We start from the raw sequence: 20464 nt of genomic DNA on the forward strand, positions 1-20464 counted from the left end.
AATGTTAGGAGTTAAAAACTTTGTAGGTGAACGAAAAAACTGTCGCTCTCGGTATCGAGAGTGACAGTCAAGGAAAGCTAAATCATCCATATTGTAGCAACTGTTCGTATAGGTCATCGAGTTGCTGTTGGATGCTTTTAGAAACGGTATCAGTTGGTTTTTCACGTTTTGCTAATTTCCGTTCAAGTCGCTCAATCTGCACTTCCAGCTCGTGTTGCGACAAGCGCTTTGGTTTTCGAGGGGGTACGTGGAGTGAGGAAGCCGTAGCGAACTCGGTACGCTTCTGTTGGGCGTACGTATACGAACCATGATAGCGTGTCAGACCATTTTCGAGCCACAGGATCTGCGAGAAAAGACGATTCAAGAAATAGCGGTCGTGTGAGACGGCAATCAATGTACCAGAAAAATTCTCGAGTGCTTCTTCAAGCGTCTCTCTGGATTCAATATCGAGATGGTTCGTCGGCTCGTCGAGAATTAAGACATTGATCGACGAATGGACGAGGACGGCGAGTTGCAATCGCACACGTTCGCCTCCGCTCAGTGACAAAATGGACCGGAAGACAGTCGGTCCAAAGAATAGGAACCGGGCAAGGATATGGCGTGCCTCTGCTTCCGGAACGGCAATTCGTTGTCTAAACCAGTCGATTAACCGCGCGTCCTCCTCGAAATGGGCATGCTGGGACAAGTAACCGACATGATTTGATGGTCCACGCGTGAGTGTGCCCGCGTCCGGTGATAATTCGTCAAGCAACAGTGAGAGCAACGTCGATTTCCCGCTCCCATTCGTTCCGACGATCGCGATACGATCCTGTGCCATGACTTCGAACGAGACGCCATCAAAAATAGGACGGGTTCCATAAGCAAACGAGAGCTCTTCAGCGCGAAAGACGACTTGGCTCGTGTGATCGGTGGAGGAGAAGGAGACATCAGCGGTTTTGGCTTCGAGTTGTGGTCGTTTAATCCGCTCGATCCGCTCGAGTGCCCGCTCCATTGATTTCGCTTTACGGAATAATTTCTCACTCGGTGGAGACGCTTCGTTTGCCCATTGCCGAAGACGACGAATCGCTTCCTTCATTTTTTTGATTTTTTTCTGTTGCTCTTGATACGCATGGAACTGCTCGAGCAGACGGCGTTCTCTCTCGACGACGAACGCGCTGTAGTTCCCTATATAGGCTGTCAGTTCACCATCTTCGAGCTCAACGATCGAAGTGACGACGGCGTCTAAGAAGACCCGGTCGTGAGAGACGAGCAGGATGGTCCCTGTGTAGTCCCGCAAGAACTGCTCAAGCCATTCCACGGCAGCTAAATCGAGATGATTCGTCGGTTCGTCAAGAATGAGCAGATTTGGTTCCATGAGTAACATGCGACCGAGACAAATCTTCGTCTGTTCACCACCGCTCAACTGGTGGAAAGGACGCGTGAGTAACGGACGTAAGTGTAATCCGTTCACCATGCGCTCAATCTTCGAGTCGAGCAGGTAGCCATCCTTTTGTTCGAACGCATTCGTCGCTTCCGCATATCGCACGAGTAGTGCATCGAGATCATCTGGTGCTGTCGCCATCATCTGCTCCAACTGTTGCATTCGAGAACGAATCGCGAGAATGTCTGCAAACGCTGTCCAAAGGACGTCGAGTCCGGTCATCGTCTCACTATAAACAGGAAGTTGTTCCAAGTAGCCGATCGTCAAACCGCTTTTTTGATAGATGACACCACCGTCCGGTTGCTCGAGGCGAGCAAGCAAGCGGAGTAATGTCGTTTTGCCACTCCCGTTTCGTCCAATCAGACCGACGCGGTCGTGTTCGTTTAAGAAGAGGGAAACGTCCGCTAAGATCGTCTCGCCTCCGAATTGTTTAGTCAGGTGTTGAATGTCGCAAATCATCATCAATTGTTCCTTTCGCGCGCATCAAAAAAGGAGAGCGCAAATAGCACTCTCCCTAACGTGTGAAAGATGCGCTTTGCTGTATTTTTCATTCATGAAGTTCTAAAAAAGGACAGACGGGTGCCTTAGAACGCCATTCCATGAAAAATCGCGCGCAACAGATACAATTGTTCCATTAACCAGTGTTTGCACGCGGCAAAGTCCATCTTTTCACACCACCTTTCGTTTCAGATACATCTAGTCTACTACTATTTTTTCAGTTACGGAAGTCTGAATTATTTGAACACGCCAGCGATCGAACTGAAGAAGTCACTTAACCCATCGAATAGTTTAGCGAAGAATCCTTTCGTCTCTTCTGATGTTGCGAACGCGTGGATGTCTTGCCCCGCATTTTTCAATCCACTCTCGATTTGTCCCCAGTTGATGTTCGCTTGCTCCATTTGATTGAACAGATTCGTCAGCCGGTCCATTTGTGTGTCAGACAACTGGATATTGTTGTTTTGAATGACTTGGACGATCAAATTTTCGATCTCGACTTTGGTTTCTGGTTTTTGATTGGCGATCTCAGCCTTGATCTCATTCATCAAGTCAGCGACCTTATCCGTTCCGACGGTTTTCCCGACGTCTGATGTGACCGATAATTCTTGCTGTGCTAGATCCTTGCGTTCGTCACTTAACTTAATTCCGGTCTCGGCAGAAGTTTGATCGTACGCCTTCATGATTCCTGTCAGTGCCGATGTCCCGGTGACCTTGTAAGGGGAAGTAATCGTAATATCGGCATCTTTGATCCCAGCCGTGACGAGAGCGTTGAGATACATATCCTTCGTCACCCACGTGATGTTCTCCGTTGAGACGGAGAGTCCATCTCCTTTTTCCGTCAGTTCGATTTTAGCCGACGAATACATGTTGCCGCCTTTTTGCGACTGTGGGATGTTTTTCCCGAGATATTTTTCCTCGTCAGCAGAAGTTGCGATGATCGGTGTGATCCCTTCCGGTGCATTGAGACGTGAAAGCACCCATGCTTTATCTTTTGCGCCGAGCGACTCCCCGAGTGTGACGATCGTCTGATCGACGACTTGTTCGGCGGATGCGGCTGTTGGGAGTAATAAAGCAGAAGCGATAACGGCTGATGCCATGATTTTTGTTGGTGTATGCATAATGAAATCCTCCAATTGTAAGTAACAGAATGAATTATAGTATCAGGTACTAAATTTAGTGTACGGTAACGATGTCTGTTCGGAATCGGTCTGCAGATGGAGACGGTATCCGTCTTCTGACACTCCATAGTATAGCGAAAAAAGGACAACTTGACTTCCGTTTTCAGCATGCTATAGTGGATGGGAATCGAATAATGACCACTAGGGGAGTCAGTAGGCTGACTGAGACGAACGAAGACGTTCGGACCCTTTGAACCTGATTAAGTTCGTACTTACGGAGGGAAGTGGCGTCAAGTCTTGTTCTTCTTGCGCCATGCCCGTGTGTTTCGGGGTGGTGTTTTTTTCGTTTCATACCAAACGAGGAGGATGAGATCATGACATTCACACAAGAAATCAAACAAGCGGCGCAAGCGTATTGGGATAGTAGTTTTACGCACCCATTCGTTCAAGGAATCGGAGAGGGGACGTTACCGCTCTCGAAATTTCGGCATTACGTCATGCAAGATGCCTACTACTTAAAACACTTTGCGAAGATACAGGCGAGAGCAGCGTCAAAAGCGGACGAATTTGCAACGATCGCAACACTTGCCGAGCATGCGACTTCGACTTACGAGGCAGAGTTGAGCTTACATCAATCATTTTTTGAGCCGCTCGGTATTACGGAAGCAGACCTTGAAGCATTCGAACCGGCACCGACAGCATATGCGTACGTCTCGCACATGCATCATGCGAGTGAAGGAACGCTTGGTGAGACGATTGCTGCCATTTTGCCATGTTACTGGTTGTATTACGAAGTCGGGCAACAATTACTGACGTATACTCCGGAAGAAAAAATCTATCAGCAATGGATCGACACGTATAGCTCGGAATGGTTTGAAAAGGTCGTCCTTGAACAGATTGCACGGCTTGATGCGCTGGCGGAGCAAGCGAGTCCGACGGAACGCGAGCGGATGAAACGTCATTTCGTGACGAGTTGTTACTATGAGTTACTTTTCTGGCACATGGGATGGACGGAAGAGACGTTCACGTCGGTTTACGAAACGATTCCAGCACGGACGGTATCTTCTTGAATCGCTAAATGGTAGAATTAGGAATACCATCTAGTGAAAGTAGGGATTGGAATGGAAATCATAGTGATCGCACTTTTGATCAGTGCGGCATATGCTGTACAACGAATGCTTGGTAAAATCAAAGTAAGATTTATTGGATATATCATTCCGATACTAATCGTGTTGTCGGGTATATCCGCTTCGACGCGTAACTTTAAGGTAGCGTATAGCATGGGAAGCTATATTTCTGCTGTTCTTGTCATCGTCGTCTATGCACTACTGACTTATTGGTTATACCGCGTCTACCAGCGTGCGAAAGAAGAAGCTGAATATCCGTATCAATCATTAAAAGACCGAGGCATCCTTTAAGGAGCTTCGGTCTTTTTTGTATCGTGTCATCATTTCTTCCAGTTTTTAAAGCCGTCACCGAATTTAAGATGCAGTTGATCGGTAAAGATACCGTTCTGAAAGACCGGTACATCAACGGGTAAAGTGCCTTGCGGTTTGAACGTTCCGAAGATCGCTCGGATACCTGCCGGAAGGTTCGGTCCCGCTGATTTTAGATTGCCTGCTTCAGAGTCTGGACCGTTCGGATCCCCTTTAAAACCATAGACGAGGACGTGTGCCGGTGCATCCGGTTGAACGGCGACATCATATGGATTACGGAGACTGAGTAGGACGGATGGTGTGTCTGTTTGTTTCGCATAGCGGAAGATCGAAGCCGGAATCGCTTGTTCTAGTGCGGTAGGCAGTAGTTTAGCACTCGTATTGACGTTTGAGCCGACAATGATATAGTCCGCTACATCGAGTTGCGCTCGAAGGGTTGGATTTTGTTCAAGTGGTAGCGTAGCAGCCGAGTAATTCGCTGTCGTCACATGCCAGTTCCGATTCTTCGGTAGGGAAGTAATCGTCTTTTTCATACTGTCCGTTTGATCCGCCGCAGGGGCAATCACAAGGACGTTAGCATTCTTTTTTGGTTTGAATGGTAACGTCCGCTGATCATTTTTCACGAGTGTGACGGCGGCTTCCGTCATCGCACGTTCTTTTGCTTTATGCTCTGGACTACCGACGATTTGGTTCGCCTGCGCGATTTTTTCAGCTAGGGATGTCGTGTCAGTCGTACCGTTCCAAATTCCGCGTTCTGCCTTTAGCGTCAGAATCCGTTCAACCGACTGATCGATCCGTTCCTCTGAAAGGCGACCGTCTTTGACCGCCGCAATCACGTCCTTGAAAATCTGGTCGAGCTTTTCGACATCTTGCTCGGAACGAAGAATCGTCGGCATGAGCGCGATGTCGACACCGGCGTCAAACGTCTTTAAGACGGCTTCTGATTCCGTGAAGTTATCGACGATCGCCTGCATGTTCAGTGCGTCCGTGATGACGATGCCATCGTAACCGAGTTTTTCGCGTAGCACACCCGTGATGACGTCATCCGACAACGTAGCAGGTAAAGGGAAGGTACCGTTTTTCGATGTGACGACTTCAGGTTCGATTTGTGGCATTCCGATATGTCCCGTCATGATCATATCGATGTCTTCAGCGATAGCTCGTTTGAATGGAACGAGCTCGACTTGTTCTAGCTCCTGCAGGGAGCGGTCAACGACCGGTAAGCCATAATGGGAATCAGTTGCCGTATCGCCGTGACCCGGGAAGTGCTTGGCGGTCGCCGCAACGCCTTCATCCTGAATTCCCTTCATCAAAGCGGAACCGAGTGTACCGACGAGCTCCGGATCACTCGAGAACGAGCGGACACCGATAACGGGATTTCCAGGGTTGCTGTTGACATCGAGATCCGGACCGAAGTTGACATTGATGCCGAGCGCACGCAGTTCGGAACCGATGATGTGACCGGCATCACTCGCATATGTACTGCTGCGGGTCGCTCCCAACGCCATGTTGCCAGGTAAGTTCGTCCCTGTTCCGAGCCGAGTGACGATGCCCCCTTCTTGGTCGATCGTGACGAAGAGCGGAATATCGTTACTGTCGTCTTGTTTGACGACTTCTTGCAGATCATGAACGAGTTTTGTCGTCTGTTCGGTTTCGCTGACGTTCTCAGCAAACAAGATGACGCCACCTAAATCATAGCGGTCGATGATGTTCGCGACTTCTGGGGCAAGCGACGTATGATTGCTACCATTCCACTGCCGGAAGTCGGGCATGATCATTTGTCCGATTTTTTGTTCGAGTGTCATCGTGTCGATTTTTTGACTGATCCGATCGGCTGAAGACCCTGCCTCTGCCATGACAGGCAAACTACTTGAGACAAGTACTGCTGCGAGTCCTGCTGTTAACGTGAACTGTCCGATTTTTTTCATGATGTACATCCTCCTTTAATCAAACCGTGACTGGAATTCTTTTCAATACGGACAGTATAGCAAGGGGATTATTTTAAAACAATATTTTATATGTAAACGATTTCAAATTGAAATAAAATTCAATAAAAAAGTGATTCCCCTGAAGAGGAATCACTTTCAAGTAAATTCGATCGATTGATTAGCTATAGCGTTCCACGATGTTTGTCAGCTGACGTTCGACGAACGGTTGATCTTGCAATTCACTATTGGACAGACGCAATTTGATCATCGACTCATCCGCACCAGCCATTTCACTGAATAATGATCCGAGACTGTGCGCACGACGGTCGACTTGGACGATTAAATCAATCCCAGATCCGTCTTGAAGCATGATGATTTCGATCTCATCCAGTTTATGAGCGTAGTGTGTATTGCGAGCTGAATACTCAAGCTCCTGAGCAATCGGTAAATCTTTCCGGAATCGTCCAGGTAATTTTTCCGTGTCGGCTTTTTTCAATCGGAAGCCAAGTGACTCCATGGCATCTAAGACTGTTGCTTGGTAACGGTTTGCTTCGACGATGACGGCGTCACGGTCCGATGGATCGACGGCTTGAGCGATGTCGAGACCCGTCTCAATCCACGATTTCGATTGGCTGACCGAGAGTGGCGTATTCAGTGGCACGCGTAGTGTAAAGGGAATTTTTCGCTCGACACCCGCTTCGATCGTGAACTTTGCTTCATTTAAAGCAAACCGGTCGAGCGTGAAGGTCGTAAATGTCGTGCTATCATTGACTTCTTGTTTGTACTGCGTGTTGAATTCAAGATAAATCCGGTCAATTTCTTGATCGACGTTTCCGCCCTTGATATGGACGACACCGTGGATTTGACCGCCTGGTTCACAGCGATCATCCGTCAACCGTGTGTCGACCGTTGCGGCACCGATTCCGATTTGTGAGAGAATTTTTTTGAACATGATGAATTCCTCCTTTTGATTATGTGCGAATGATGAAGCGTGTAAACTTGTCGAACAGGTACGAATTTGCTACAGTTTCGAAAGAACATCAGAAAAGGACGGGACGACTAGTGGAACTACATGAATTAAAAGCGAGCCTTGCCTCGCAAATCACGCAAGGAACACTGATCCATGCAACGATAAGTAATCCGCGTCAAAAATCAAATGATCTCCGACGAATCAAGGTAAAACCGATTCTATTAAGAGATACGGTGATGATGCAGGTTGAGTTTCAATTTGAACGCGTTATGAAGCATGAAAATATTTTAATGGACGATTTCGTCGGGCGACTCGATGACTGGTTCACGGAATTCCGCCAATTCTTATTCCGTTTTGAAGAAGAAGAATGGCAGTTCCAGCTCTCGAAAAAGATGAAAGTCGCGCTCAAGACATCCAAAAAGGAACCGATGAAAGCTCTCTTGTCGCATGACCGAAAAAAAACCTATCTATTAGAAGACGGTGTGCCGGTTCCGTTTCTGATTCGCCTCGGCGTCATGACGGAAGCGGGACAAATCAAAAAGCAAAAGTACGATAAGTTTAAACAAATCAATCGCTTCCTTGAATTCGTCGAGGATAGCATTGATGCCTTGCCAAAAGGAAAAAAACTTCGGATCCTAGACTTCGGTTGCGGAAAATCGTATTTGACGTTCGCTCTCTATCATTATCTAAAAGTCGTCAAAGGATTTGACCTCGAAGTGACAGGTCTTGATTTAAAGAAAGAAGTCATCGAAGAATGTACACAAATTGCGCGTGATCTGGATTATACCGATCTAACATTCCGCGTCGGGGACGTTCATGATTACACAGGGGAGACGGAAGTCGACCTGATGGTGACACTCCATGCTTGTGATGTCGCAACCGATGTCGCACTCGCGCGAGCTGTTGACTGGAATGCATCAGTCATCCTGAGCGTACCGTGTTGTCAAAAGGAATTGAACCGTCAACTCGACTGTTCGCCACTCGATGTCATGCTCCAGCACGGACTGATTAAAGAAAAATTTGCATCACTTGCGACAGATTCGATTCGTGCCGAGTTATTGACACTCGTCGGTTATGAAGCGCAACTCCTCGAATTCATCGACCTCGAGCACACACCGAAGAACATCTTGATTCGCGCCTATAAACAAAATAAACGACCAACAGAAGAAAAAATCGACCGCTACATCTCGTTCCGTGATTTGTTGCATGCCCGTCCATTTTTAGAAAGTGAATTAAGCGGCAGACTTGGACAGATTTCACCGAAACTCGTACAATAAGATGGAGAACGAATCAAAGGAGGCAATACGATGGATTTCCAAATGTATTTTGAAGATGTTGTCCAAACAGCCCGCAAAGAAGCGCAAGCTGCTGGATTTGAAGAATTAACGACGCCAGAAAGCGTGGATGAAGCAATGAAACGCGAAGGGTTAACACTTGTCCTTGTCAATTCTGTTTGTGGATGTGCTGGCGGGATCGCCCGTCCTGCTGCAGCGTATGTCAATCGGAAAGAGGGCATCAAGCCCGATCATTTCGTTACGGTATTCGCTGGACAAGATCGCGAAGCGACAGACCGTGCACGTGAATACTTCGAAGGTTATCCACCTTCATCTCCATCATTTGCATTAATGCAAGACGGAAACATCCTCTCGATGGTTGAGCGGTTCGACATCGAATCGTTCACGGCAGAAGAGGTCGTCGAGAAACTTGAATCATTGATTGAAATCTACGCATAAACAAAGAAGACTCCTGATAAAGGGGTCTTTTTTTGCGCATTCATGAGATTAAAATAATAAATTTGAAATTTGAAAGCGTTTGCAAAACTGTATAAAAAGTCATTTATGCATGAATTATGAATAGAAAGTCAAAAAAATTTATATATTTATGCTTTACAGTGAATAAATATTCGTATATCCTAAAAGCAATAGAACAGGTCAGGCTTTTCGGTATTGAATTGGACATACACATAAGTCATACTATTGTTAAAGTTCTGACAATTGAGCGTTGGAAGGGGAAAACTCGAATGAAAAAATTATTAGCAACGGCAATGGCAGGCATTCTGGCAGTCACGATGGCAGCATGTGGCGCGTCGGAAGAATCAACAGGTGGATCAAGTAAAAGTGATAAAGTATTGACGATGGGAACGTCAGCGGATTACTTCCCATTTGAATACATCGATACGAAAAAAGGAGAGGACATCGTCGGATTCGACGTTGCGATCGCCAAAGAAGTCACGAAAAATCTCGGGTATGACTTAAAAATCGAAGACATGGAGTTCGGTAGCTTACTTGGTGCCCTCAGCTCAGGTCGTGTCGACTTCGTCATGGCGGGCATGACACCAACAGAAGAGCGGAAGAAAAACGCTGACTTCACGGATATCTACTTCGAATCAAAAAACTTAGTCATGACGAAAGATAAAGCCATTAGTTCGGAAGACGAACTCAAAGGCAAAAAAATCGGTGTCCAGCTTGGTTCCATCCAAGAGGGACTCGCAAAAGATCGCTTTAAAGACAGCGAAGCGGTTCCTTTAAACAAAATCCCAGAAATCATTCAAGAATTAAATACAGGTCGGATTGATGCCCTCATCATCGAGGATGCAGTAGCCGTCAAATACATGGATCAAGATGCATCCCTGAAAACGTACCAGATTGAAGAAGATGGTCCAGCTGGTTCAGCGATCGCCTTCAAAAAAGGTGACAAGATGCGTGACGATTTCAACAAAGAGTTGAAGAAGATGATCGACAGTGGTGAAATCGAAAAATTGGCAGAAGAATGGTTCCAAAAAGAAGCAAAATAAGTCAAGTGCATGGGGGTGGGGGTAACCTCATCCCTTTTGTGCGACGTTAGGAGATTGATTATGATAGACTTTACAAAGATTCAAGATTCAATTCCATATATTCTCGAGGGGATTCCGGTCCTGTTCCAAGTCGTCATCGTGGCGGCCATTGCCGGGATGCTGATCGGAATCGTCGTCGCGGCACTGAAAATCACGAAGAGCCGGGTTCTCCGTTTCATCGGTCATGCCTACACGGCGATCTTCCGGGGAACACCACTGATCTTGCAACTGGCGATCGTCCACTTCGGATTACCGCAACTGACAGGGTATGTCACAACAGGATATCAATCGGCAATCATTGCCTTCTCCCTAAACTCCGGAGCGTATATCTCGGAAATCATCCGGGCAGGGATTCAGGCTGTTGATCGTGGACAGTGGGAAGCGGCGGATGCGCTCGGTATTTCGTATTTCAAACAACTCCGTTCGATCATTTTACCGCAAGCCTTTAAAAATATCCTTCCTGCGATCATGAACGAATTGATCACGTTGACGAAGGAATCAGCACTCGTCTCGACGGTCGGTGTGCTTGATGTCATGCGTCGTGCGCAAATCGTCGGAGGAGAAAAGGCGATTTATTTCGAACCGTTATTGTTTGCCGGATTCGTATATTTTGTTCTCGTCATGGGATTGAGCTTGATAGGCCAACAAGTCGAAAAAGCTATGAGAAAGAGTGGGTAATCAGATGGAACCTATGATCCAAGTCACCGATTTGCATAAGCAGTTCGGAAAATTAGAAGTATTAAAAGGTATCTCGACGACGGTTACACGCGGTGAAGTCGTCGCTGTCATCGGACCGTCGGGATCCGGTAAATCAACATTTCTGCGGTGTATCAACTTACTGGAGCAACCAACGAGTGGAACAATCATCGTCGATGGTTTCGAATTGACGAAACCAAAAGCAAATATCTCAAAAGCACGTCAGAACATCGGGATGGTGTTCCAACAGTTCAACTTGTTCCCGCATAAGTCCGTTCTCGATAACTTGACGTACGCACCGATTAACGTCCTTGGTATCTCAAAGGATGAGGCAGTTAAACGGGCGGAGACGTTACTTGAGCGTGTCGGTCTAGCGGAAAAACGCGATAATTATCCGAACCAGTTGTCAGGTGGGCAAAAACAACGGGTCGCGATCGCCCGTGCGCTTGCGATGGAACCGAACGTCATGCTGTTTGATGAACCGACGTCCGCTCTTGACCCGGAGATGGTCAACGAAGTTCTTGACGTCATGAAGCAGCTGGCTGAGAGTGGGATGACGATGGTCATCGTCACACACGAGATGGGCTTCGCGAAAGAAGTTGCGGATCGTGTCCTGTTCCTCGATGAAGGAATTTTGATGGAAGAAGGTTCACCGATTGAACTTTTCGACAATCCGAAGACGGACCGGGCGAAAAAATTCCTCGAAAAAGTTTTATGATCACAGTACGCTAACTCTGAAAAGGGTTAGCGTTTTTCGGTTTTTTAGTATAGAGGGGGATAAAATTGAAAAAACTACTGGAAGGTCACCACATCCGGCTGACGCGTTTTCAACGGGAAGATACCGAAGTGATGCAACGTCTACTTGACGATGTAACGTTTGCCCGTCATTTTAGTGCGACGCCATACCGCCATTTATCGATGGACAAGGTCGAACAGATGATGGCGACAGATGCACCGGAAACATTCCGTTTTGCCATTCGCAATTTTGAAGATGAACGGATGATTGGCGTCGTTGCACTGGAAGATATTCTATTTACACACGGAACGGCATGGCTGATGATCGGGATCGATCCGGATTGTGAAGGGCAAGGGTATGCGACGGATGCGCTACAGACAATCCTCGAATACGCCTTCTTAGAGCTGAACCTGTACCGGATTCAATTGACGGTCTTTGAGTATAATACACGTGCGGTTAAGCTGTACGAACGCCTTGGATTCGTACAGGAAGGAAGATACCGTGCCTTTTTACGACGAGACGGAGAGCGGCATGACATGTTACTTTATGGATTACTCGAACCAGAATGGAGGAATCTACAATGATTCAAGAAACAGAAATCTTCGTCCGGTCGTTTCACGCGACGGACTTTTCAGGTCATGATTATGCCCATATCGAACGGGTTCGTCGTTTAGCGTTACATATTGCCAAACAAGAAGGCGGAAATGTCAAAATCATCGAACTATCTGCCTTACTTCATGACGTAGCAGATAGCAAACTCGGGGGAACGGCAGAGAAGGTCGCGACCTTCTTGCAAGGAAAGGTGACGGAAGAAGAACAGGAACAGATTCTAGCCATCATCACGAGCTTGTCCTATAAAGACGGGACACGCCCTCCAATGCGGACAATCGAAGGGAAAATCGTCCAGGATGCTGATCGTCTCGACGCGATTGGTGCAATTGGAATTGCACGAACGTTTCAGTTCGCTGGTCGGTTCGGAGAGCCGATGCATGTGCCTGGACTAGCACCACGAGAGCCCGGTGACCGAACGGGAGAGACGAGTGCCCTGAATCATTTTGAAGAAAAGTTATTCCGACTAAAAGATTTAATGAATACGAAAGCAGCACTTCATTTAGCAGAGGAGCGGCATCGCTATATGGAAGAGTTTGTTGCTCGGTTCAAGCAAGAGTGGGACGGTACGACAGACAGCTGAAGACCGATTTTCGAAATGACTAAAAAACAATGCGCGTTTCCGACTAAGCTTACGGAAAGTGCGCATTGTTTTTGTTATTAACTGAGGATAATTGCTGTAATCAACCCAAGTGCTGCGAACAGACCAACGATCGCACCACCTTCCTCGTGAGCTTCCGGCATCATCGTCGAAGCGAGCATCGCGATGATCCCACCGCTTGCGAAGCCACCAATCATGGCAAACTGCATGTCCGGGAGTTCTGCAAGAATCGTGTAGCCAGCGAGAGAAGCGAGAGCGGAAATCAACCAGACGACTCCCCACATCAGCAATACTTTATTCTTCGAGAAGCCATCTTTTCGCAAACCGGTCGTACTCGATAAACCTTCCGGAATGTTACTGACGAAAATGGCCGCGACGAGTGCCGCGCTGACATTTCCGGATAACAGACTGGCACCGATCATGATTGATTCAGGGATCGCATCAAGGATCGTCCCGAAGAAAATCGCCGTTCCCGTGCCTTCGTTCCCACCAGATGAGCGTTTTCGTTTACTCGCGCCGCGTGACGAAACGAATAGGTCGAATCCTGTAAAGACGAGTGCTCCGACGATGAAGGAAATCGCGACAACGAGTGTCGTTGACTTCTTTAATGCTTCATCGAGTAACTCAAACGTCGCTGCTCCAATCAAGATGCCGGTCCCAAACGACATGATATAGCCGATCAGTCGTTGTTTTAAGGGTAAGTACAATCCAAACAGGGCACCGATGACGACGGCACCACCTGCTAACGCTCCCCAACCGAACGCTTCCCACATACGATCGCCTCCTTCTTGTCCTTTCTACCTGTTCTAGATAATTCATAAACATAGCGAAAAGAAAGAAAAATAGTTCGAGACGCATGCAAGGGGCTGACTCAAAAAAAGAATGACGCGTCTTTTCACGTCCTTTCCTCAGGCGAGATACAAGCAAGAAAACTAGCTTGTTCGTCTCTGACAGTGCAAAGATGCGCTTTTTCCTGTAGGAGTGACGTGAAATGCGTCATTCTTATCTTTGTGGAGACCGACTTCTTGAGCCATTACATCTCAATCATTAGAACGGTTGTTTATTTAACCAATGTCCACCATCAAGAGCGATACATTCTCCGTTTAAGTAGCGGGCTTGATCTGACACCATCCACGTTGCAAGTGTTGCGATCTCTTCCGGTGTACCGAACCGACCGAGCGGGACGTTGCGGCGAATTCGTTCCGCGTGTTCTGGTGATAATGCGAGTTTGTCAGCACCACCTGTCCGTTCGATCGGTCCTGGACTGATCGCGTTGATACGGGCTTGATATTTATAGCCCCATTCGACGGCAAGCGTCCGCGTCAAGTTCAGGACACCGGCTTTCGCAGCGGCGCTCGGAGCGACACCAGCGCCAGCCTGCCACGCATAAGATGCGACGATGTTGACGATTTGTCCGCCAACGACTTGATCTTCCTGCCATCCTTTGACCAGAGCATGACAGCAGTTGAATGTCCCGTTGAGGACGATATCGATGACCGTCTTCCAGCCATTTGGTGATAACTCGTCGGTCGGGCAAATGAAGTTCCCGGCAGCATTGTTGATCAATGCCTCGAGACGACCGAACCTTTCGCGTGCTTGATTGACAGCAGCCAGACAAGCGTCTGCGTCACGGACATCCATCTGAATCGTCAGATGTTCGCCTTGAATCTGACTCAAAGCTTCGTCCATCAGCTGTAAGCGTTCCGCGTCGCGTCCTGTAACGACGACGTTCCAGCCGGCTTCCTTTAAGGCGAGCGCCATCGCTTTCCCCATTCCGTTTGTTCCACCCGTCACCATGATCGTTTGTGTCATATTGATTCCTCCTTTATGTAATGAATGAACAGCCATTCATATTCTTTATTCAAAAAAGAAGGAGCGAACTCCTTCTTTTTCGAACTTATTGTGTTGCAAGAGCTGTATCTGTTAAGACAGGAACGACTTGTTTCTTACGTGAAACGACACCTTCGAGGTAAACAAGGTTGTTCGTCGCTTCAAGACCGTAAGCACGCTCAACGAGATTTGCTTCTTTCCCAAGGATGAGTCCGACTGAGTTGTTCGTCAAGATATCCGTGACGATGAAGACGAATAGATCAAGACCTTTTGCAAGGATGACTTCATTGATTGCTGTTTCGAGTTCTTCTTGGCGAAGCAAGACTTCTGCTGTATCGACCGTGTTGACTTGAGCGATTTCGACTTTGAGTGTTCCCATCGTGAATTCTTTTGCATCAAGTGAGATTAATTCAGGGACGGATTTCTTCGAGAGATCAGCTCCAGCTTTGAGCATCTCAAGACCGTAGACGTTCGCATCGACACCAGCGATTTCTGCGAGTTCACGCGCTGCGATGATATCTTGCTCCGTGCAAGTCGGTGATTTGAACAGAAGCGAGTCGGAAATGATTGCGGACAGCATCAAACCAGCGATTTCTGGTTTGATTGCAACACCATGCTCTTTGTAGAGCTTGTTCAGGATCGTTGCTGTACAGCCGACCGGTTCAGCCCGATAGTAAACAGGATCTGATGTCTCAAAGTTTGCGATTCGGTGATGGTCAATGACTTCTGTGACAGTCACAGCATCGATATCGTTCGCACTTTGCTGACGTTCGTTGTGGTCGACTAAAATGACGTGTGATGCTTCCGTTGCGACTTCTGTCACTAGACGTGGTGCTGTCACTTTGAACGTATCGAGTGCGAATAACGTTTCATCATTCATTTCACCAAGGCGGATGGCTTCGGCATTGACACCGAGTGCTTTCTTTAATTCTGCATAAGCGATTGCCGATGTGATCGTATCGGTATCAGGATTCTTGTGACCAAATACTAAAACTTTTTCCATGACGTGTTCACTCCTCAATGATTGTTGTCTCGCCCTATAGTGTATCATATCTCGGATTTAGAAAGCGTTCATTTTCACCATGATACCAGCGATTTTTTCACTCCAGAAAGGGTCTGACGCGTAAAAGACGTTCATCCCTTTTTGTTTGTTTCCGAGGTACGCGCCACGGTAATAGCGACCGTCCCGATCGAGATAATCCTTTGCAATGAAACGACCGGTCTGCTGAATCGAGTCCGTCAAGGATTTATAGACTGTCGCATCTTCTCCCGGCGCGGAATCGGTCGCATTGACGCCGAACAAGTTATTTTTCTCGCGGGCAATCTCAGACCGTCCATAATCGGATTCGTGGATGGCGTGTGCGAGTAGATAGGCCGCGTTGACACGGTATTTCTTTTCAACGGACTTAAAGACTTTTCCTTTACCGATCAAGGGGCTGTCCGGTGCTTGCTCCTTGATGAACGCATCGAGTTGTTTGGCACTGAGGCGCGTCGGCTTCGTCAAATCACGTGTTAATGTCTTCGATTCAACATATTTTGTCGTCCGAGGAGTCGTTTTCGTCGCTTCACCGGCAACGATTAGTCCACCAAGTCCGCTGTCCGCGACGATGTAGTGAAGGAGACGATCTCCTTTCGTCTGATAATATGATGCATTCGAGACTCGTTCTGCCGGGAACGGACGTAAGCGGTCCGTTGGGACATGACCCGTCACGCCGGCGATGCTGACACGACTTGTCTGTTCACCGAACTCAAGCAACTGGACACGTGTGCCGGAAGCGACGTACGTGAGCCGTTTCTTTAACTCAGGATCACGATGAATCGATAGAATACCACGATCATCGACGATCCCAGTACCTGGTCCACCGAGGTAGACGTAGCGGTCGTCCGATGAACGCTTGACAGCACCACGCTGTCCCGCGTACTCCTTCGCTTCGGCGAACGTCTGGAAGTCTTGCTCGTTGATTTTGCCTTTTTCATAGCGCTCAGCCGTATAAGGCGCTGGTGGGGTTAAGACAGTCTTGGGTTCCTCGCGGAGCCAAAAGAACAAGAGAACTCCGATGAGGAAGAAAAAAAGTAATCCTTTTATCGAACCGGTCCGGCGCACGGGACGACCGGGGCGGATAGTGCGTGTCGTCAAAGTAAATCACGTCCTTTAAAAAGCAATGGACATTCCTGTCCAACGTAGGTAGTCTAACAAAGAAAAACAAAAGGGGGTGAACCTGTTGCAAATCGGTTATCGCACGCTGAAGACAGCGGTCGCTGCTGCGCTCGCGATGTGGATCGCAGAACAGCTTAAGCTCGACTATTACGTCTTCGCTGCTATCATCGCTATCTTGAGCATCCAGTCGACACGAAAGAAAACGTTTCGGTCTTCTTACGAACGCATCATGGCATCATTACTTGCCATCGTGCTCGGATTCATTCTATTCGAGGTCATCGGCTATCGTCCGGTGACGTTATTGATCTATTTCATTTTATTCCTTCCATCCGTTCAACGCCTCCGACTTCAGGACGGTTTCATCACGAGTGTCGTCATTCTGACCCATTTGTATACGGAACGTCAGCTTAACGCGCACATCTTACTGAACGAATCCTTATTGCTTGGCATTGGTGTTGGTGTCGGATTACTTGTCAACATGTACATGCCAAGTCTTGATTTATTGATTGACGACCGGCGAGAAAAGATCGACCAACGAATCGCCGCCTTATTCTTCGAAGTCGCCGCTGCGATTGAGACAGGGCGGGTCAATCATCATGCGTTGACGCTTGACGAGACAGAACGTCTGTTACATGAAGGGAAGGATGCCGCCTTAAAACGGATGGGAAACGCGATCGGTCGTCGGAACGATGATGAAGATTATGCCTACTTCCGGATGCGCGAACAACAATTCGAGTTACTACGCGGTATCGTCCATCATGCCGAGGAACTCGTCCTCGTCGTCGAAGAAGGAAAAAAAGTCGCCGACTTCTTTCGGACGATTGGTGACAATGTCCGACCTGAAGCCGACGCAATGGTGTACATTTCAGAACTAGAGGCGTTATTGACACGTTTTCGTGCCTCTGCCTTACCCGTCACGCGGGAGGAATTCGAGGTCCGCTCTGCCTTACTGCACATGCTACAAGAAGCGGAGCAATATTTACGTTTAAAACAACGCTACGTCAATCAAAAGAAATAAAACATCGTCGAAGCGAACGTACCGATCAGGAAGATTGCTAAAATCCCGATTGTCGTCCATTTAATGATGCGTTGTTGTTTCGATGGTTTTGCCATATCCACTACTCCTCTCTTACATCAACTGATTAATGCCATTGTACAAACAACCTTTCAGAAGTGCAAATGACGATGGGGATGGTATACTAAAAAAGCGCTAATGGATTGAAACATATTAGGAGGAGGGTTTTGTCATGGTCAATGAACAACGCGTATTAGATACGTTTTTAGAACTTGTCCAGATTGATTCGGAATCAAAAGAGGAGGCACGGATTTGTGCTCACTTGAAAAAAACGTTCGAGGATCTCGGATGTGATGTGTTCGAGGATGACGCTTCGTCTAAGACCGAACATAAAGGAAATAACTTGATCGTCACACTTCCAGCAACAAAAGAAGAGGTCGACAAAATTTATTTCACTTCCCATATGGACACGGTATTTCCGGGGCAAGGCATTAAACCAATCATCGAGGACGGTTACGTCAAGACGGACGGCACAACGATTCTTGGGGCAGATGATAAAACAGGTCTCGCATCTCTGATCGAACTCGTGCATGTATTGAATGAAACGAAACAACCTCACGGGAAAATTCAGTTCGTCATCACAGTCGGTGAAGAATCTGGACTTGTCGGTGCGATGGTTCTTGACCCATCAAAAATCGATGCCGATTACGGTTTTGCACTCGATTCAGATGGAAAAGTCGGAGACATCATTACAGCTGCTCCAACGCAAGCAAAAGTCAATGCGAAGATTTTCGGGAAAACAGCTCACGCTGGTGTCGCACCGGAAAAAGGTGTCTCGGCGATTACGATTGCGTCAAAAGCAATCGCGAAAATGCCGCTCGGTCGGATTGATGAAGAGACGACAGCGAACATCGGACGGTTCAGCGGTGGTGGTCCATCAACGAACATCGTTTGTGATTATGTCGAAATCTTCGCGGAAGCACGGTCACTTGTCGCTCCGAAGATGGAAGCACAGACAGAGAAGATGAAAGCGGCGTTCGAAGAAGCGGCAGCAGAGCTTGGTGGTCGTGCTGAAGTTGAAGTCAAAGTCATGTACCCGGGCTTCAAGTTCGAGGATGGAGATCAAGTCGTCGAAGTCGCGAAAGCAGCGATCACACAACTCGGACGCACGCCACGCCTCTTACATTCTGGTGGTGGATCAGATGCCAACGTCATTGCTGGTTTTGGTATCCCAACGGTCAACTTGGCTGTCGGATATGAAGATATCCACACGACGAATGAGAAGATGCCAATCGAAGAACTCGTCAAAACAGCGGAACTGTGCGTGACGTTAGTTGATTACATCACGAACAAATAAGCTGATGAAACACAAAAAAGAGTGTACCGCAACATTGCGGTACACTCTTTATCATTGTACGATTAAACTACTTGAGGACGATCAACATATTCCATAGACTCTAGAACGAGTTCTTCTGTACATAATAAGGTCGAAGCGATTTCATCAATTTGAATCGACTTTCCGTATTTTTGCCGATAACTCTCGTTCAGTTTGCGGGCTTCCCGGACGATGCGGGCATAGGTCCGTTCAATCTTAGTCATGGAAAAAACCACCTTCCAAATCTGAATAGGTACAGTTTACCATGCTTCACCAGAAGAAAGGTGTATTTTGTGTATAAAAAATGCTAATTTTACGAAAAGGGGAAAAAGATGGAATTTTATTTTTTAGGGACAGGAGCCGGTATGCCGTCGAAACAACGAAACGTCACATCGATTGCCTTGTTACACCCCAAAATGACCTGGTTGTTCGATTGTGGAGAAGCAACGCAACATCAAATCTTACACAGCCCGATCAAACCACGAAAAGTCAACGCAATCTTCATTACCCATTTACATGGGGATCATATCTTTGGTTTACCAGGATTCATTAGCACAAGAGCAGCGCTTGAAGGCACGACACCGCTAACGATCTATGGACCGACCGGGATCAAGGAATGGATGGACGCGACATTACGCATCACAGGAACATATCTACGTTATCCACTCCGGATCGTTGAAGTCGAAGACGGTCAAACCTATGAACAGGACGGATTCCGCGTGACGGCGCGGTCGCTTGAGCATCGTTTCCCGGCGTTCGGGTACCGACTCGAAGGACCAGAAGAGCGGGGTGCCTTGCGTGTGGATGCACTGAAGACACTTGGAGTGCCATCTGGCCCGATCTATCGCCGAATCACACTGGAAGATACCTTCGAATTCGAAGGAACAGTCTATACGTCGTCCGACTTTTTAGAATCACCAAAACCGGGTGTCAAGCTAGCTGTTCTTGGCGATACGATGCCGTGTGCGGCCTCGATCGAACTGGCACGAGATGTTGATGTATTAGTCCATGAAGCGACGTTTGCCGATCGGGAAGTCGAACATGCGGGACGCTTCGGTCACTCGACCGCTCGACAGGCAGCTGTCATTGCAGAAACGGCACAAGCGAAAAAGCTTCTATTGACGCATGTATCTGCTCGTTATGTCGATCAAGAGGAAGTACTGGAACAAGAGGCGCGAGAAGTATTCGCGAACAGCCATCTCATGTTTGATCACCGGGTCGTCCCGGTCAAAGGATAGACG

Annotated in this window: 21 protein-coding genes and 1 riboswitch; of the genes, 12 read left to right on the top strand and 9 right to left on the bottom strand. The window is 47.6% G+C overall.

Annotated elements, in window-relative coordinates:
- Nucleotides 1-82: 82 nt before the first annotated feature.
- Nucleotides 83-1879, bottom strand: coding sequence for a ribosomal protection-like ABC-F family protein (abc-f, locus tag L985_RS05115; protein ID WP_235609861.1), 1797 nt, complete (start codon nt 1877-1879; stop codon nt 83-85).
- Between the two features lie 275 nt (nt 1880-2154).
- Entirely contained in the window at nt 2155-3036 is an 882-nt protein-coding gene (locus L985_RS05120; protein ID WP_029341125.1) for a DUF1002 domain-containing protein, read from the bottom strand.
- A 193-nt stretch (nt 3037-3229) separates the two neighbouring features.
- A riboswitch (TPP riboswitch) is annotated at nt 3230-3336 on the top strand.
- 74 nt (nt 3337-3410) lie between these two features.
- Between L985_RS05120 and tenA the strand changes: the two genes are divergently transcribed.
- Together tenA and L985_RS16855 are read left to right on the top strand one after the other, a co-directional pair.
- Entirely contained in the window at nt 3411-4106 is a 696-nt protein-coding gene (gene tenA / locus L985_RS05125) for a thiaminase II (protein WP_047390853.1), read from the top strand.
- 51 nt (nt 4107-4157) lie between these two features.
- Nucleotides 4158-4454 (top strand): hypothetical protein, encoded by a 297-nt coding sequence (locus L985_RS16855; protein ID WP_148662008.1) that lies wholly within the window; start codon nt 4158-4160, stop codon nt 4452-4454.
- 29 nt (nt 4455-4483) lie between these two features.
- On the opposite strand, the gene L985_RS05130 is transcribed toward L985_RS16855, so the two are convergent.
- Together L985_RS05130 and L985_RS05135 are read right to left on the bottom strand one after the other, a co-directional pair.
- Nucleotides 4484-6400, bottom strand: a complete 1917-nt coding sequence (locus L985_RS05130; protein WP_047390857.1) for a glycoside hydrolase family 3 protein — start codon at nt 6398-6400, stop codon at nt 4484-4486.
- A gap of 178 nt (nt 6401-6578) precedes the next feature.
- Nucleotides 6579-7352 carry a sporulation protein gene (locus L985_RS05135; RefSeq protein ID WP_047390861.1) on the bottom strand — a complete coding sequence of 258 codons (774 nt, stop codon included), beginning with the start codon at nt 7350-7352 and terminating at the stop codon, nt 6579-6581.
- Between the two features lie 110 nt (nt 7353-7462).
- On the opposite strand from L985_RS05135, the gene L985_RS05140 reads away from it, so the two are divergent.
- The 7 genes from L985_RS05140 to L985_RS05170 all read left to right on the top strand — a co-directional run bounded on the left by L985_RS05140 (nt 7463) and on the right by L985_RS05170 (nt 12827).
- Nucleotides 7463-8647, top strand: coding sequence for a class I SAM-dependent methyltransferase (locus L985_RS05140; protein ID WP_047390865.1), 1185 nt, complete (start codon nt 7463-7465; stop codon nt 8645-8647).
- A 30-nt stretch (nt 8648-8677) separates the two neighbouring features.
- Nucleotides 8678-9103 (top strand): BrxA/BrxB family bacilliredoxin, encoded by a 426-nt coding sequence (locus L985_RS05145; protein WP_023467616.1) that lies wholly within the window; start codon nt 8678-8680, stop codon nt 9101-9103.
- 287 nt (nt 9104-9390) lie between these two features.
- Complete coding sequence (locus L985_RS05150) at nt 9391-10164, top strand: transporter substrate-binding domain-containing protein (protein ID WP_047390868.1); 774 nt, start codon at nt 9391-9393, stop codon at nt 10162-10164.
- A 57-nt stretch (nt 10165-10221) separates the two neighbouring features.
- Entirely contained in the window at nt 10222-10881 is a 660-nt protein-coding gene (locus tag L985_RS05155) for an amino acid ABC transporter permease (RefSeq protein ID WP_029341131.1), read from the top strand.
- Between the two features lie 13 nt (nt 10882-10894).
- The gene (locus L985_RS05160; RefSeq protein WP_029341132.1) at nt 10895-11617 is read left to right on the top strand and encodes an amino acid ABC transporter ATP-binding protein; all 723 of its coding nucleotides are present in this window, start codon (nt 10895-10897) and stop codon (nt 11615-11617) included.
- A 65-nt stretch (nt 11618-11682) separates the two neighbouring features.
- The gene (locus tag L985_RS05165) at nt 11683-12219 is read left to right on the top strand and encodes a GNAT family N-acetyltransferase (RefSeq protein ID WP_052169377.1); all 537 of its coding nucleotides are present in this window, start codon (nt 11683-11685) and stop codon (nt 12217-12219) included.
- A complete protein-coding gene (locus tag L985_RS05170) occupies nt 12201-12827 on the top strand; it encodes an HD domain-containing protein (RefSeq protein ID WP_029341134.1) in 627 nt (208 codons plus the stop codon). Before L985_RS05165 ends, L985_RS05170 begins: the two co-directional genes overlap by 19 nt.
- 77 nt (nt 12828-12904) lie before the next feature.
- Here L985_RS05170 and L985_RS05175 read toward each other — a convergent pair whose 3' ends face one another.
- The 4 genes from L985_RS05175 to L985_RS05190 form a co-directional block, all read right to left on the bottom strand.
- Nucleotides 12905-13618: a ZIP family metal transporter gene (locus tag L985_RS05175; RefSeq protein WP_047390876.1), complete on the bottom strand. Its 714-nt coding sequence runs from the start codon at nt 13616-13618 to the stop codon at nt 12905-12907.
- 274 nt (nt 13619-13892) lie between these two features.
- The gene (gene fadH, locus L985_RS05180) at nt 13893-14657 is read right to left on the bottom strand and encodes a 2,4-dienoyl-CoA reductase (RefSeq protein ID WP_047390879.1); all 765 of its coding nucleotides are present in this window, start codon (nt 14655-14657) and stop codon (nt 13893-13895) included.
- An 85-nt stretch (nt 14658-14742) separates the two neighbouring features.
- A complete protein-coding gene (locus L985_RS05185) occupies nt 14743-15678 on the bottom strand; it encodes a manganese-dependent inorganic pyrophosphatase (RefSeq protein WP_047390882.1) in 936 nt (311 codons plus the stop codon).
- Nucleotides 15679-15735: 57 nt separating this feature from the next.
- Nucleotides 15736-16812 (bottom strand): N-acetylglucosaminidase, encoded by a 1077-nt coding sequence (locus tag L985_RS05190; RefSeq protein WP_047390889.1) that lies wholly within the window; start codon nt 16810-16812, stop codon nt 15736-15738.
- Between the two features lie 76 nt (nt 16813-16888).
- On the opposite strand from L985_RS05190, the gene L985_RS05195 reads away from it, so the two are divergent.
- The gene (locus tag L985_RS05195) at nt 16889-17851 is read left to right on the top strand and encodes an aromatic acid exporter family protein (protein WP_231925702.1); all 963 of its coding nucleotides are present in this window, start codon (nt 16889-16891) and stop codon (nt 17849-17851) included.
- A gap of 229 nt (nt 17852-18080) precedes the next feature.
- Nucleotides 18081-19205 carry a M20/M25/M40 family metallo-hydrolase gene (locus tag L985_RS05200; RefSeq protein WP_047390897.1) on the top strand — a complete coding sequence of 375 codons (1125 nt, stop codon included), beginning with the start codon at nt 18081-18083 and terminating at the stop codon, nt 19203-19205.
- A 62-nt stretch (nt 19206-19267) separates the two neighbouring features.
- Here L985_RS05200 and L985_RS05205 read toward each other — a convergent pair whose 3' ends face one another.
- Complete coding sequence (locus L985_RS05205) at nt 19268-19447, bottom strand: hypothetical protein (RefSeq protein WP_023467629.1); 180 nt, start codon at nt 19445-19447, stop codon at nt 19268-19270.
- A gap of 108 nt (nt 19448-19555) precedes the next feature.
- Between L985_RS05205 and rnz the strand changes: the two genes are divergently transcribed.
- Complete coding sequence (gene rnz, locus L985_RS05210) at nt 19556-20461, top strand: ribonuclease Z (RefSeq protein ID WP_047390902.1); 906 nt, start codon at nt 19556-19558, stop codon at nt 20459-20461.
- The last annotated feature ends 3 nt before the right edge of the window (nt 20462-20464 follow it).

It is taken from the genome of Exiguobacterium sp. ZWU0009 (assembly GCF_000798935.2).
GTDB lineage: Bacteria > Bacillota > Bacilli > Exiguobacteriales > Exiguobacteriaceae > Exiguobacterium_A > Exiguobacterium_A acetylicum.